We start from the raw sequence: 13,089 nt of genomic DNA, 5'->3' as shown, positions 1-13,089 counted from the left end.
AGAGGGCGACATCGTCGATGCGATGCGGTGGCCCCTTTGCGCCGCTCAAGGCTTGTCACAAAGAGGATCTCCATGAAAATCTCGCACCGAACCGTGTCGCTCGGCGCCGCGCTGGCGCTGTTTACCGCCCTGACCCCTGCTCTTGCCGACAGCACCGCCACCGTTGGCGGCTTCGTCAACAAGGGCCTGGTCGGCGTCGGCCGCATTCCGGCCGATCAGAAGGACAAGTTCGGCGAGACCTTCGGCTCCGGCTCCGGCATGTCGATCGACGCCGCAAGCTGGACCCATGGCGCGGATGGCTACAAGGGTTCGCTGTGGCTGCTGCCGGATCGCGGCTACAATGTCGTCGGCACCACCGACTACCGGCCGCGGCTCAACACTATTCGCATCGAGTTCACGCCGACCGCACTGGGCGCCACGCCCGCCGTCGGCCAGGAACGGACCGGCGTCAAGGCGACGCTAGCCGATTCGCTGCTGCTCACCGACGACAAGGGCGCAGACGCCACCGGCCTCGATCCGCTCAACGGCGTGCGCGCGGCCAATGGCGACCTGCCGATCCTGCCCGAGGCCAATGGCAAGCTGGCGCTCGACAATGAGGCGATCGCGCGGCTGCCCGACGGCACCATGTTCATCTCTGACGAATACGGCCCCAACATCTACCGCTTCTCGGCCGACGGCCATCTGTTGTCGGCAACGCAGCCGCCCGCCGCTTTGGTGCCGATGCGCAAGGGCGCGCCGAACTTCGCCTCCGACAATCCGGGCCCCGGTGCAGCCGAACCCGATCCGAAGGATCCCGAAACCGGCCGCCAGAACAATCAAGGCCTCGAAGGCATGGCGCTGACGCCGGACGGCAAGTCGCTGATCACTGTGCTGCAGTCGGCGCCCCGCCAGGATGGCGGCGATTCGCCCGCGACGCGCCAGAACACCCGCGCGCTGGTCTACGACGCCTCCGACCCGGCCCATCTCAAGCTGGTGCATGAATATGCCGTGCCGCTGCCGGTGTTCAAGGACGCCAAGGACAAGACCAAGGTCGCCGCGCAGAGCGAAATCGTGGCGCTGTCCGACAAGACCTTCCTGATGCTGGCGCGCGACAGCGGAAACGGCCAGGGGGTGAAGGGCGATACTTCGCTGCTGCGCCAGATTTTCGTCGTCGACGTCTCTGGCGCCACCGACATTGCCGGCGGCGCCTTCGATGCCGCCGACAAGCCGCTGGCGCCCAAGGGCGTGCTCGACCCCTCGGTGACGCCGGCCAAGCTGACGCCGTTCATCGACATCAACGACAACAAGGAACTCGGCCGTTTCGGCCTGCATGACGGCAAGCCGAACGACAAGAACAATCTCTCGGAGAAGTGGGAAGCAATGTCTGTGGTCAGCCTGCTCGATCCGGCGCTGCCCGACGACTATTTCCTGTTCGTCGGCAACGATAACGATTTTCTCACCCAAGACGGTTTTCAGGTCGGCGCGCCCTACAAGGCCGACGACGGCGCCGATGTCGACACCATGTTCCTGGTCTATCAGGTCACGCTTCCGGGCCTCGCCAACAAGTAGCCGTATACGGAAAGGCGGACGCGCCCGGCGCGTCCGCCTCTAACCGTCTGTCGGCGATCAGCGATGCCGTGAAGGCACCTATTTCAAAATCTCCGCATCCCTTGGCACGCCGGCATCGATCGGCTCGGCGGTCCGGCTCGACACAGCCATGATCTTGCCCGCGGCCGACAGGTTCGGGCGCACATAGACCTGGGCTACGCCGTTGACCCGGCTGTAGAGGTCGATGATGTCCTGGTTCATGAAGCGCACGCAGCCCGACGACGCGTTCTTGCCGATGGAATCCCATTCCGGCGTGCCGTGCAGCCGGTACATCGTGTCCTTGCCGTCGCGGAACAGATAGAGCGCACGCGCGCCGAGCGGGCTCTGCGGTCCCGGCGGCATGCCGTCCTTATATTTCGCCAGTTCCGGCCGGCGCTGGATCATTTCCGGCGGCGGCGTCCACACCGGCCATTTCTTGCGCGCCTGGATCACGGCGCTGCCGGTCCAGCCAAACCCGGCCTTGCCGAGGCTGACGCCATAGCGCATTGCCTTGCCGCCGTCGCGCACCAGATAGAGAAAATGCTCGGATGTATCGACGACGATCGTGCCGGGTTTTTCGCCGGTCGGATCGTCCACGATCTGGCGCACGAACTTCGGATCGAGCTTGGCCACGGGGATTGCCGGCAATGAAAAGCCCTCATCGACGCGCGCCGAATACATGGTGGCGGCATCGCCGAAAGCGGGCTCGGGTGCGGGTGCCGGCGCCGGCGTCGGCGGTACTGCCACATCAGTGGTTGTGCAGGCCGAAAGTGCCATGGCAGCGGCACCCAAAGCGGATGCTCCCAGAAACGCGCGCCTATTCAGGCGCTCGGAAAATAATGGATTGTCGGACATGATCCCCCCGGTTTGCGGCCCCTCGCGGCGATGACCCATAGCCCATTACGCAAGCTTTGAGAACCTGATCGCCTCAGCCGCGTTAAGCTTGATGTTCCGATGCCGCATCGACCTTGTCCGTTAAATCGGCGATCATTGCCGGGCGGACTTTGAGATGAACCTTCGCCGAACAGCCCATGGACGAAAAAATACCACCGCGCCGGCGCACCGGCGATCTCACCAGCGGCCCAATCCCTCGCACGCTGCTGTTGTTCGCGCTTCCGGTGCTCGGTTCCAATGTGCTGCAGTCGCTCAACGGTTCGATCAACGCCGTCTGGGTCGGCCGCTTCCTCGGTGAATCGGCGCTGACGGCGACCTCAAACGCCAATCTGGTGCTGTTCCTGATTCTCGGCACCGTGTTCGGGATCGGCATGGCCGCGACCATCCTGGTGGCGCAATCGGTCGGCGCCCGCGACCTGCCCGAGGCGCGGCGCATCGTCGGCACCAGCGCCAGCTTCTTCTTCCTCGTCTCGGCTATCTTCGCCGTCTGCGGCTGGATCTGGGTCGACGCCATCCTCAACACACTGGGCACCCCGCCCGATGCGCTGCCGCTGGCGCGCTCCTATCTGCGTATCATCTTCGTCGCCGTGCCGATGATGAATCTTCTGTCCTTCGTCATGACGGTGCTGCGCGGTGCGGGTGATTCGCGCACGCCATTCTTCTTCATGGCGCTCGCCGTCGTGCTCGACATCATCCTCAATCCGCTGCTCATTCGCGGCATCGGCCCCTTCCCCGAGCTCGGCATCGCCGGCTCCGCCACCTCGACGCTGATCGGCCAGACAGTGAGCGTGATCGCCATCCTCGTCGTGCTTTATGCCAGAAAGCATCCGCTGCGGCTCGCCGGCGCCAACCTCGCTCTGCTGCGGCCGGATCCGGCGCTGCTCAGGATCGTCGTCTTCAAGGGCGTGCCGATGGGCCTGCAGATGATCGTCATTTCGGCGGCGGCGCTGACCGTCATGGGCATCGTCAACTCCTACGGCTCGCAGGTCGCCGCCGCCTACGGCATCGCAGCGCAGCTGTGGACCTATATCCAGATGCCTGCACTGGCGATCGGAGCCGCAGTCTCGTCGATGGCGGCCCAGAATGTCGGCGCCGGGCGCTGGGACCGCATCGGTCGCATCGCGGCGTCCGGCGTCGGCTTCAACCTGGTGCTCACCGGCGCCCTGGTGGCGCTGCTGTTCCTCTTCGACAGGCCGGTGCTCGGCCTGTTCCTTAGCCGCGACAGCACCGCAATCGACATTGCAGCCCACATCAACAAGGTGGCGTCCTGGTCGTTCATCCTGTTCGGCGTCACCATCGTGCTGTTCGCCACCGTGCGCGCCACCGGTGCCGTGATGCCGCCGCTGATCATTCTGGTGATCTCGGTGCTGGTCGTGCGCACCGGCTTTGCCTATTTCATGCGCGGCGTGATCGGCGAGGAGGCGCTGTGGTGGAGCTTTCCGGCGGGATCGATCACCTCGCTGGTGCTGGCCGCCGCCTACTACCGCTTCGGCCGCTGGCGCACCATGCACATGATCGAGGATCGGCCTGCCGCCGGCGAGCCGCCGGACACAGGCCTCGGCATCCCGCGCGGACGGGCAAACATGGCCGGGACGCCAAACGGGTGAGGCTCAGCGTGCATATTTGACGCCGAACCCCAACGCTACGACCGAGAACAGCGTGATCATGCCGGCGAAGGCCAGGCTTGCCGTCGTCGGAGTGGCCCAACTCGACAGCAGCCCAATGCCGATCACCGGCAGCGCATTGCCGCAGAAGCAGCAGATGAAGAATGCCGACACCAATTCGGCGCGACGCTCGGCAGGTGCGATCTGGTTCACCACCTGCAGGCCGCCGCGATAGCCGAGCGCAGCCGCCACGCCGCACAGAGCGGTGGCGGCAATCATCAGCGACATCGAGGCGAAAAACTGCGCCGCAACCACCAGCCCCACCGCAGGGATCATCAGCGCCAGCGCGGCCAGCATGCCGGCGCGACTGGACAGTCGGGTCGTGGCCAGAATGGTCGCGGCCGCAACGATCGACAGTTCGAAGAACAGCGCGCCGGCCTCGGCATGGTTGGCCACATGCAGCTGCTGCGCCAGGATGCTCGGCGCCAGGGCTGCATAGAAGCCGACCAGCGCCATGGCGCCGAAACCGGTGACCGCCGGCGCCACGAAGGCAGCGCGGATATCGCTCGGCACCGATAGCCGTGGCCGCAACGAAACGTCGGTCAGCCTGCCCGGCCGGGACACGGTTTCGCGGGTACGCCAGATCAGCAGCGTCACCACCACCAGCAAGGCAAGATAGACCGCAAACGTTAGTCTCAACGGCCAGGGCGCATATTCGGCGAGCAGGCCCGATGCCAGCGCGCCGAGGCCAAGGCCAACGAAGTTGGTGCTGGTGGCGATGATTGCCGCGCGCGATTTGTCCTTACCTTCGATCAATTCGGCAAGCCAGGCCGTGCCGGTTCCCGCGCCGACGCCGATGCCAAGGCCGCTCAATATGCGGGCGACATCGAGCCATGCTACATTCTCGGCCAGCAGGAACACCACCGCGCTGACCACCGCTATGGCCATCGACGCCAGCGCCGCAGGACGGCGGCCAATGCCGTCGGACAAGCGCCCGAACATCAGCAATGCGCCGAGATTGCCGACGACATAGACGGCGTAGACCAGCGTCAGCGTGATCTGCGAGAAACCGAAGGCCTGCTTGTAGATGACGTAAAGCGGCGTCAGCACCGTGCTGCCGGCGAACAGCGCGGCGATCATGGCGGCAACCGCGGCCATCGCGGGCCGGCCATCGAGTCCGTTGTCGCGCGTCGTGGTCTCGGCATAGCTGGTCATGGCAACCTCCGGCCAATCGCCCAACGCCCAATTGCGCCCCAACGTCCATGTAAGGATGGCCGTTCCACGCGCCGAACTTCATCCTGACAACCTTGTCAGGATGGTCTTGCCCGAAGTCCTCGCTTAACGTCTTTCCATCGAGAGGGAGAATCCATGGGAAAAGGCAGAGTCGAGGCATTCACCGATGGGGTGGTCGCCATCATCATCACCATCATGGTGCTGGAGCTGAAAGTGCCGCATGGCCAGGATTTTTCAGCGCTTCTGCCGCTGTGGCCGATCTTTTTCAGCTATGTCTTGTCGTTCATCAATGTCGGCATCTACTGGAACAATCTGCACAACATGTTCCACACCGTCCAAAGGGTCGACGGCCGCGTGCTGTGGGCCAACCTCAACCTTCTGTTCTGGTTGTCGCTGATGCCGGCAACGACGGCCTTCATGGGCGAGAACCATTTCGCGCCCGTCCCCGTCGCGGTCTATGGCATCGACCTGGTGCTGTGCGCGGTCGCCTACACCTTTCTCGCCACCAAGCTGCACCATTTGCACGGCAACGACACCGCCTTCGCCAAGGCGCTGGGCAATGACCGCAAGGGCAAGATCTCGGTGGCCCTCTACGCCGCAGCCGTCCCGCTTGCCTTCGTCAACCAATGGATCGGCGTTGCGATCTTCGTGCTGGTGGCCGCCGTCTGGTTCGTGCCGGACACGCGTTTTTCGCGGGTGCTGGAAAAGTAGCGTAGGACGTCTCTACTTGCGCATCGCCTTCAGCTTTTCGGCAACCGACGCCGCAAGGTCGGCATAGCGCTCCTCCAGCCGCTCGGCCGCCTTGATGATCGAAAAATCATGGCCGAATTTTTCCAGCGCCATGCGCAATTTCTCGACGAACTCGGCCTGTTTTTCGAGTGCCGAAAACAAGGTCTTCACCTGCGCTTCGCTTATGTCCGGATTGGCAAGCATCTGCGGCACCTCGCGGCCCATCTGGTCGCCGGTGGCGGTCTGCTCCTTCAGGATCGCAACCCAGTCGGTCAATCGGCAGTCTCCCTGTTCGGCCGCAGCATGCACAGCCGCCGTTGATGCGGTCAACCCGAACACGCGGGACGGCCTTGCACGATGCGCGTCCCGCGCTAAGTTCGGTGCCACCCGAACCCTAGGAAAAAGATCATGACCTCCGACGCCGAAATCCAATCCGCTTTGCCCGCCCTCAGCCGAGGCAACGTCGCCGTCGTCACCGGGGGCGCCAGCGGCATCGGGCTTGCCGCCGCCAAAAGGCTGGCGGCTATGGGCATGAGACTGGTGCTGGCCGACATTGGCGGCGCGCGCCTCGATGCGGCCCGCCAGGCAGTCGCCGCGATCACCGGCGAGAATGCCGTGCTTGCCGTCGCCACCGACGTGTCGAAGGCCGACGAACTCGGCCGGCTGGCGGAAAAGACGCATGCCGCTTTCGGCGCCGTATCGCTGCTGATGAACAATGCCGGCGTCGGCAACAATCCGGGAAAACCGTGGGAGAACGGCGACGCCTGGAAGCGGCTGATCGACATCAATTTCTGGGGTGTCGTACATGGCGTCGATGCCTTCGCTCCGGCCATGCTGGCCTCCGGAGAGCCTGGCCTGATCATCAACACCGGCTCCAAGCAAGGCATCACCACGCCACCCGGCAATCTCGCCTACAACGTCTCCAAATCGGCATTGAAGACGTTCACCGAAGGGCTGGCGCACGCATTGCGCAACGAGCCGGGCGCGAAGGTCGCGGCGCATCTTCTCATTCCCGGCTTCACCTTCACCGGCCTCACCGAAGGAGCGGTCGAAAAACCCGCTGGCGCCTGGACCGGCGAGCAGGTGGTCGACTTCATGCTGGCTTCGCTGGCGCGTGGGGACTTCTACATCCTGTGCCCCGACAATGAGGTGATGCGGCCGACCGATGAAAAGCGCATGGCCTGGGCGATCGGCGACATCATCGAGAACCGGCCTGCTCTCTCGCGCTGGCACCCCGACCATAAGGACGCTTTCGCGGCCTTTATGGGAAACTGATCGTCGAACTCAGGCAAAGCCGAGAGTCAGGCGGCCGCGCGTTTTTTCGCGGTGCGCTTTTGCGCGACGGCCTTCTTGGCCGCGAGTTCGGCGAGCTCGTGGTCATGGCGTTTTGCCGCCCGCTCGCATTTGTCTCTGATCTCCTCGACCTCGGATTCGGTCAGGTGCTCGATGCCGATGAAATGATTGTGGCCCTCGCTGACGCGGATCAGTTCGTCGAGCTTGGCCTGAACCGCGGCGCCGTCGCGGTTCTGGGTGTTCTGGATCAGGAACACCATCAGAAAGGTGATGATCGTCGTTCCCGTGTTGATGACGAGCTGCCACGTATCGGAAAAGCCGAAGAATGGCCCGCTTACCGCCCAGACGATAACGATGGCGCAGCAGGCGATGAAAGTCGGCGGCAGGCCCGCCAAGTGCGAAACGGTGTTGGCGATTCTGGTAAACAGCTTTTCGATCATTCACATCCTCGACGGCTCAAGCGCGATAAACTGACCAAGGCCGCATTCATCGCTCCAACAATAAACAACCGGCAGCCGCTTCCGGTTCCCTGTCGCAGATGGCATCCTTGATGCAATTGAATGCACGCCAAAGGCGCAGCGCCGTGAAAAGCCGCCTTATCGGTTTGTTGCCATAGTCGCCATGCAGGCCAAAACCTGTTCGTTCCGCTTCACGCGGATTTGTCTCCAAGCCCCTTCCGCTGCGCCACCCCCGCATGGCGGAAGGGGTTCGTTGCGTTGCCGCAGACCGGCGGAACTCTTCCCGACACGTGCCGTTCAGAATTTTGGCGCCAGGATTTCGGCCAGCCAGTCGATGAAACCGCGCACGCGCGGCGAGCTCTCAGGAATGCTCTTGCTCCCAGCGATCGAGGAAATCCTCAATCGGCAAGGCCTGCATGTCGGGAACCGCTTTGGCGAGTTTCTCCGGCGGCCAGTCCCACCAGGCGAGGCTTTCGATCCGCGCCGCGATCTCGGAGGGAAAGCGCATGCGCAACGGCTTCGCCGGTACGCCGGCGACGATTGTGTAGGCCGGTACATTCCGCGTCACCACCGAATTGGCGCCGACGATCGCGCCATTCCCGATGCTGATGCCGGGCATGATGACGGCGCCATGGCCGATCCAGACATCGTTGCCGATGCCGACCGCCTTGGCCTGCCGCCGCGCGCGGAACGCCGCGTCGACGCCCAGCCAGCGGAAATACTCGTTCGGCCGGTAGCTGAGCTTGTGCTGCGTGATCCGCTCGATCGGATGCTCCAAGGCATTGATGCGGCTGTTGGCGGCGATCGAGCAGAATTTTCCGATCGTCGTGTAGATCGCCTCGGCGTGGCGCTCGAAATAGGAGAAATCGCCGACATTGACCTCGCGCAGCACCACCCGTTCGCCGATCGAGGCATAGCGGCCAAGCTTGCACGCTTTCAGCTCCGCGGTCGGATGGATGCGCGGCTCCGGATCTTTCAGGACGAGGTTTTCGGTACGGTCCATCTGGCGGATTTACCCCCGCGCAATTGCGGAAGCAATTGTCGCGTCGCCGTCGGGCCCGCAGGCGGGTCGATCTTGCGTCGGCTCCGACCGGCTATTTCGGCTTGCCGCCGGTCCACACCACGTTCTGGCCGAACAGCGGCACGGTCGTCACCGACATTTTCGCCGAGCCGTCCTGCACCTGGCGCGAATGCGAGAGATAGATCAGCGTCTCGTTCTTCTTGTCGTAGATGCGGTTCACCACCTGCTTCTTCCAGATCAGGCTGATGCCTTGCTTGAACACCTCTTCGCCGCCCTCGCTCATGTCGATGTCGCCGATGGTGATCGGCCCGGTCTGGCGGCAGGAGATCGAGGAATCAGACGGATCCTCGAACCAGTTGCCCTTGTGCAGCCGGTCGATGACGCTGCGGTCGAAATAGGAGACATGGCAGGTCACGCCGTCGATCTTGGGGTCCTTGATCGCCTCGACGATGATGTCGTTGCCGACCCAATCGACGCCGACCTTGCCGACCTCCTCTGCCGCGGCGGCACCGGCGCCAAGGGCAATGCATGCGGCCAGCGCGCCGCCGATCAGTTTCTGCCCAATCCGTCTCTGCCCAGTCCGTCTTTGCAAGGGAGCCTCCTCAGGTTCGGTTTGCCGCTCTCAGGTGGGATAAGGGCCAGCTGTTTGCAAGGTAGCGTCCAGCCCGGTTGCGGCAACGCGGCATCTTTGCCTTGCTCCCTGCGACCGGCTAAGACTGCTCGCCAACAGGAGCGCCGATCCGGCGCTCGATTTCTGCGACGGACACTTCCTGATGATGCGTTCAATTCTGGTCGGCATTCTGGTTCTGATGGCGGCGGGCATCGGCTGGCTCACCTTTGACTTCTATCGCGGCCATTATGGTGGCGAGCCGTATGGTGCGCCATTCACGCTGGTCGACCAGAAAGGCGCGCCAATCACCGAAGCCGCCTTCAGGGGAAAACCCAGCATCGTCTTCTTCGGCTTCACCCATTGCCCGGAAGTCTGCCCGACCACTTTGTTCGAAATGGCCGGCTGGCTGAAGGCGCTGGGCGACGACGGCAAGAACCTCAACGCCTACTTCGTTACCGTCGATCCAGAGCGCGACACGCCGCCGGTGATGAACACTTACGTCAGCAATTTCTCCGACCGCATCGTCGGCATATCGGGCGATCCCGACAAGGTGCACGCCATGGCGAAGTCCTTCAACATCTACTGGAAGAAGGTCGACACCGGCGACGGCGATTACACGATGGACCACACCGCCTCCGCGCTGCTGCTCAACGCCAAGGGCGAGTTTTCGGGCACCATAGCCTATGGCGAAAGCGCCGATACCGCGATCGCCAAGCTGAAGCGGCTGGCGGCAGGCTAGGCATGATCCCGAAATGTGGAATCCGGTTTTCTCGGACAGAAAAGTGTTGTCCAGAGATCATGCTCAAGCAAGAGAACAGCTGATGGGTCAGACCAGGCTCCACTTCATCGCTGGGAAGATCGAGGCCGACCGCATCTTTGCCGCGCTCGAGCCAGCTTTCGAGGATGAAGGCCTGCCGATCGCCGTGCTCGAAGTCGATGAAGACCGCGACATCTACGAGGTTTCGCTCTACACCGACGGCAATGTCGACGCGGTTGAGGCGCGGCTAAGGGACAGCCTTGCCGGACTGTCCCTGTCGAAGCCGATCGAGCGCGAGGTTCTGCCCGACATCGACTGGGTGGCGCGCTCGCTGGAGGGACTGAAACCGGTGCGCGCCGGACGTTTCTTCGTCCATGGCGCGCATGACCGCCGGAAGCGCCACAGCGGCGAACTCGCCATCGAGATCGAGGCCGGCCTTGCCTTCGGCACCGGCCATCACGGGACCACTGCCGGCTGCCTCGAAATGCTGGAACGGGTCGTGCGCCGCGAACGTCCCAGGAATGCCCTCGACCTCGGCACCGGCAGCGCGGTGCTGGCGATCGCCGTCGCCAAACTGGCGCATATTCCGGTGCTGGCGACCGACATCGATCCGATCGCCGTCAGGGTCGCCGCCGCCAACGCCCGCCTCAACCACGTCAAGGCACTGGTCGAAACGGTGACGGCGCCCGGCTTCCACCACCCGATCTTCGGCAAGCGCGCGCCTTTCGACCTCATCGTCGCCAACATATTGGCGCGGCCGCTGATGCGGCTGGCGCCTGAGATGGCGAGGCACATCAGCCTCGGCGGCTCGATCGTGCTGTCCGGCATCCTCGAGCGCCAGTGCAATGCGGTGATCTCGGCCTATGTCGGCCAGAATTTCCGCCATGTCAGGACCTTGCACCGCGAAGGCTGGGTGACGATCCACCTCAAGCACTGAGACGCAACGCGCTTTGGACAATCCGAGCCTGTTGCGATTGGCGAAAATCGATTCCGGTTTTCCGGGTCATGCGCTACGGTCGCGCCCGATACAGGAGGCATACCATGTTCCAGACCTTCGATTCCGCAGGCGACCCCAGCGTCGGCAAGCCGCGCGTGACGTTGCTACGGCGATGGCTGGCGGATAATGGCCTCGACGGTTTCCTTGTGCCGCGCGCGGACGAGCACCAGGGCGAGTATGTCGCCGATCGCTCGGCGCGGCTGAAATGGTTGACCGGCTTCAGCGGCTCGGCCGGCGTAGCACTTGTGCAGCGTGACCGCGCCTTCATGTTCGTCGATGGCCGCTATACCTTGCAAGTGCGCCACGAAGTCGATCTCGACATTTTTGCAAACGAGAGCCTGGTCGACAACCCGCCGGCCTCCTGGATCAAGGACAATCTCGGCAAGGGCGCCAGGCTTGGCTTCGACCCCTGGCTGCACACGATCGCTGAGGTCAAGGCGCTGAAAACCTCGGCCGAGCAATCCGGCGCGACGCTGGTGCCGCTCGACAGGAACCCGATCGACATCATCTGGAAGGATCAGCCGGCGCCGCCCGTGGCGCCAGTCGAAATCCACCCGATCGGCTTTGCCGGGGAACTCGCCAAGGACAAGCTGGCGCGGCTGGCGGCGGTAATCGGCAAGGAGGGCGCGTCACACGCCGTGCTCACCGACCCCTCCTCGATCGCCTGGGCCTTCAACATCCGTGGCGGCGACGTGCCGCACACCCCGCTGGCGCTCGGCTTTGCGATCCTTGCAGCAGATGGCAAGCACCAGCTGTTCATGGACCAGCGCAAGTTTTCGCGCACGGTTGCCGCCTATCTCACCCAACTCGCCGATCTGTACGAGCCCGGCGAATTCGAGGCGGCGGTCGCAGCCCTTGCCAAGGGCGGCGCCAAGATCGCGCTCGATCCGGTACTGGCGGCGGAAAAGCTGAGAATGCTGGTCGAGGACAATGGCGGCACATTTGTTTCAGCAGCCGATCCCGCCCGCATTCCGCGCGCCACCAAGAACCAGGCGGAAATCGCCGGCAGCCGCGCCGCGCACCGCCGAGACGGGGCGGCGGTGGCGAAACTGCTGTGCTGGCTGGAACGGCAGAAGCCGGGCACGCTCGACGAAATAACCGTTGTCACCAAGCTGGAGGAGGTGCGCCGGCAGACCGGCGAGGAAACGCAGATGCCGCTGCGCGACGTCTCCTTCGACACCATTTCCGGCAGCGGCCCGAACGGCGCCATCATGCACTACCGCGTCTCGCGCGCCACCAACCGCGAGCTGGCAAACGGCGAGCTGTTCCTGCTCGATTCCGGTGCCCAGTATCAGGATGGCACCACCGACATCACCCGCACCGTGCCGATCGGCCAGCCGACCGAGGAGATGCGCGAGCGCTTCACGCTGGTGTTGAAGGGCATGATCGGCATTTCCACGCTGCGCTTTCCCGCCGGCACGCGCGGCTCGGAGATCGACGCGGTGGCGCGCATGGCGCTGTGGAAGCATGGCTGCGACTTTGCCCACGGCACCGGCCACGGCGTCGGCTCCTATCTGGCCGTGCATGAAGGGCCGCAGCGCATCGCCCGCACCGGCACCGAAAAGCTGATGGCCGGCATGATGCTGTCCAACGAGCCCGGCTATTACAAGGAAGGCTCCTACGGCATCCGCATCGAGAACCTGATCCTGGTGACACCGGCTGAACAGGTGGAGGGCGGCGACATCGCCATGCACGGTTTCGAGACGCTGACGCTGGCGCCGATCGATATCAGGCTGATCCGCACCGACCTGTTGACGCGCGAGGAGTTGCACTGGCTGGATATTTACCATGCCTGGGTGCTGGCCGAGATCGGCCCGATGCTCGACGGCGAGACGCTGGCCTGGCTGGAGAAGGCGACGGCACCACTGCCGCATGATGCCAAGATCTGAAATGAGCTTCTTTCTCCCCGTCACTATACGGGGAGGTG

Annotated in this window: 14 protein-coding genes; 7 read left to right on the top strand and 7 right to left on the bottom strand. The window is 63.9% G+C overall.

Features of this window, described 5'->3' with window-relative positions:
• Positions 1-72 precede the first annotated feature (72 nt).
• Complete coding sequence (locus tag X733_RS159975) at positions 73-1,548, top strand: esterase-like activity of phytase family protein (protein ID WP_023817959.1); 1,476 nt, start codon at positions 73-75, stop codon at positions 1,546-1,548.
• Between the two features lie 78 nt (positions 1,549-1,626).
• Here X733_RS159975 and X733_RS159980 read toward each other — a convergent pair whose 3' ends face one another.
• A complete protein-coding gene (locus X733_RS159980; protein WP_023705536.1) occupies positions 1,627-2,421 on the bottom strand; it encodes a L,D-transpeptidase in 795 nt (264 codons plus the stop codon).
• A 176-nt stretch (positions 2,422-2,597) separates the two neighbouring features.
• Here X733_RS159980 and X733_RS159985 point away from each other — a divergent pair, with 176 nt between their 5' ends.
• A complete protein-coding gene (locus tag X733_RS159985) occupies positions 2,598-4,067 on the top strand; it encodes an MATE family efflux transporter (protein WP_023817958.1) in 1,470 nt (489 codons plus the stop codon).
• Between the two features lie 3 nt (positions 4,068-4,070).
• Here the strand turns inward: X733_RS159985 and X733_RS159990 are convergent, their stop codons facing one another.
• Positions 4,071-5,279 (bottom strand): MFS transporter, encoded by a 1,209-nt coding sequence (locus X733_RS159990; RefSeq protein ID WP_023725349.1) that lies wholly within the window; start codon positions 5,277-5,279, stop codon positions 4,071-4,073.
• A gap of 153 nt (positions 5,280-5,432) precedes the next feature.
• Between X733_RS159990 and X733_RS159995 the strand changes: the two genes are divergently transcribed.
• The gene (locus X733_RS159995; protein WP_023668299.1) at positions 5,433-6,008 is read left to right on the top strand and encodes a TMEM175 family protein; all 576 of its coding nucleotides are present in this window, start codon (positions 5,433-5,435) and stop codon (positions 6,006-6,008) included.
• A 12-nt stretch (positions 6,009-6,020) separates the two neighbouring features.
• On the opposite strand, the gene X733_RS160000 is transcribed toward X733_RS159995, so the two are convergent.
• Entirely contained in the window at positions 6,021-6,302 is a 282-nt protein-coding gene (locus X733_RS160000) for a hypothetical protein (protein WP_023668298.1), read from the bottom strand.
• Between the two features lie 132 nt (positions 6,303-6,434).
• Here X733_RS160000 and X733_RS160005 point away from each other — a divergent pair, with 132 nt between their 5' ends.
• Entirely contained in the window at positions 6,435-7,301 is an 867-nt protein-coding gene (locus X733_RS160005) for an SDR family NAD(P)-dependent oxidoreductase (protein WP_023725350.1), read from the top strand.
• Positions 7,302-7,327: 26 nt separating this feature from the next.
• On the opposite strand, the gene X733_RS160010 is transcribed toward X733_RS160005, so the two are convergent.
• The 4 genes from X733_RS160010 to X733_RS160020 form a co-directional block, all read right to left on the bottom strand.
• Positions 7,328-7,759 (bottom strand): low affinity iron permease family protein, encoded by a 432-nt coding sequence (locus X733_RS160010; protein WP_027050613.1) that lies wholly within the window; start codon positions 7,757-7,759, stop codon positions 7,328-7,330.
• A gap of 46 nt (positions 7,760-7,805) precedes the next feature.
• Entirely contained in the window at positions 7,806-7,988 is a 183-nt protein-coding gene (locus X733_RS1000000169400) for a hypothetical protein (RefSeq protein ID WP_023688045.1), read from the bottom strand.
• 150 nt (positions 7,989-8,138) lie between these two features.
• Positions 8,139-8,780: a DapH/DapD/GlmU-related protein gene (locus X733_RS160015; protein ID WP_023688044.1), complete on the bottom strand. Its 642-nt coding sequence runs from the start codon at positions 8,778-8,780 to the stop codon at positions 8,139-8,141.
• A gap of 91 nt (positions 8,781-8,871) precedes the next feature.
• Positions 8,872-9,390 carry a CreA family protein gene (locus tag X733_RS160020; RefSeq protein WP_023753104.1) on the bottom strand — a complete coding sequence of 173 codons (519 nt, stop codon included), beginning with the start codon at positions 9,388-9,390 and terminating at the stop codon, positions 8,872-8,874.
• A 181-nt stretch (positions 9,391-9,571) separates the two neighbouring features.
• On the opposite strand from X733_RS160020, the gene X733_RS160025 reads away from it, so the two are divergent.
• The 3 genes from X733_RS160025 to X733_RS160035 all read left to right on the top strand — a co-directional run bounded on the left by X733_RS160025 (position 9,572) and on the right by X733_RS160035 (position 13,051).
• A complete protein-coding gene (locus X733_RS160025; RefSeq protein WP_023682124.1) occupies positions 9,572-10,147 on the top strand; it encodes an SCO family protein in 576 nt (191 codons plus the stop codon).
• Between the two features lie 82 nt (positions 10,148-10,229).
• Positions 10,230-11,102 (top strand): 50S ribosomal protein L11 methyltransferase, encoded by an 873-nt coding sequence (locus X733_RS160030; protein ID WP_023682125.1) that lies wholly within the window; start codon positions 10,230-10,232, stop codon positions 11,100-11,102.
• 104 nt (positions 11,103-11,206) lie between these two features.
• Positions 11,207-13,051 carry an aminopeptidase P family protein gene (locus X733_RS160035; protein WP_023688043.1) on the top strand — a complete coding sequence of 615 codons (1,845 nt, stop codon included), beginning with the start codon at positions 11,207-11,209 and terminating at the stop codon, positions 13,049-13,051.
• Positions 13,052-13,089: the final 38 nt, after the last annotated feature.

It is taken from the genome of Mesorhizobium sp. L2C066B000, from assembly GCF_000502335.1.
GTDB lineage: Bacteria > Pseudomonadota > Alphaproteobacteria > Rhizobiales > Rhizobiaceae > Mesorhizobium.
The sequence above is the reverse complement of the archived record's forward strand: the minus strand, read 5'-3'. Positions and strand labels throughout refer to the sequence as shown.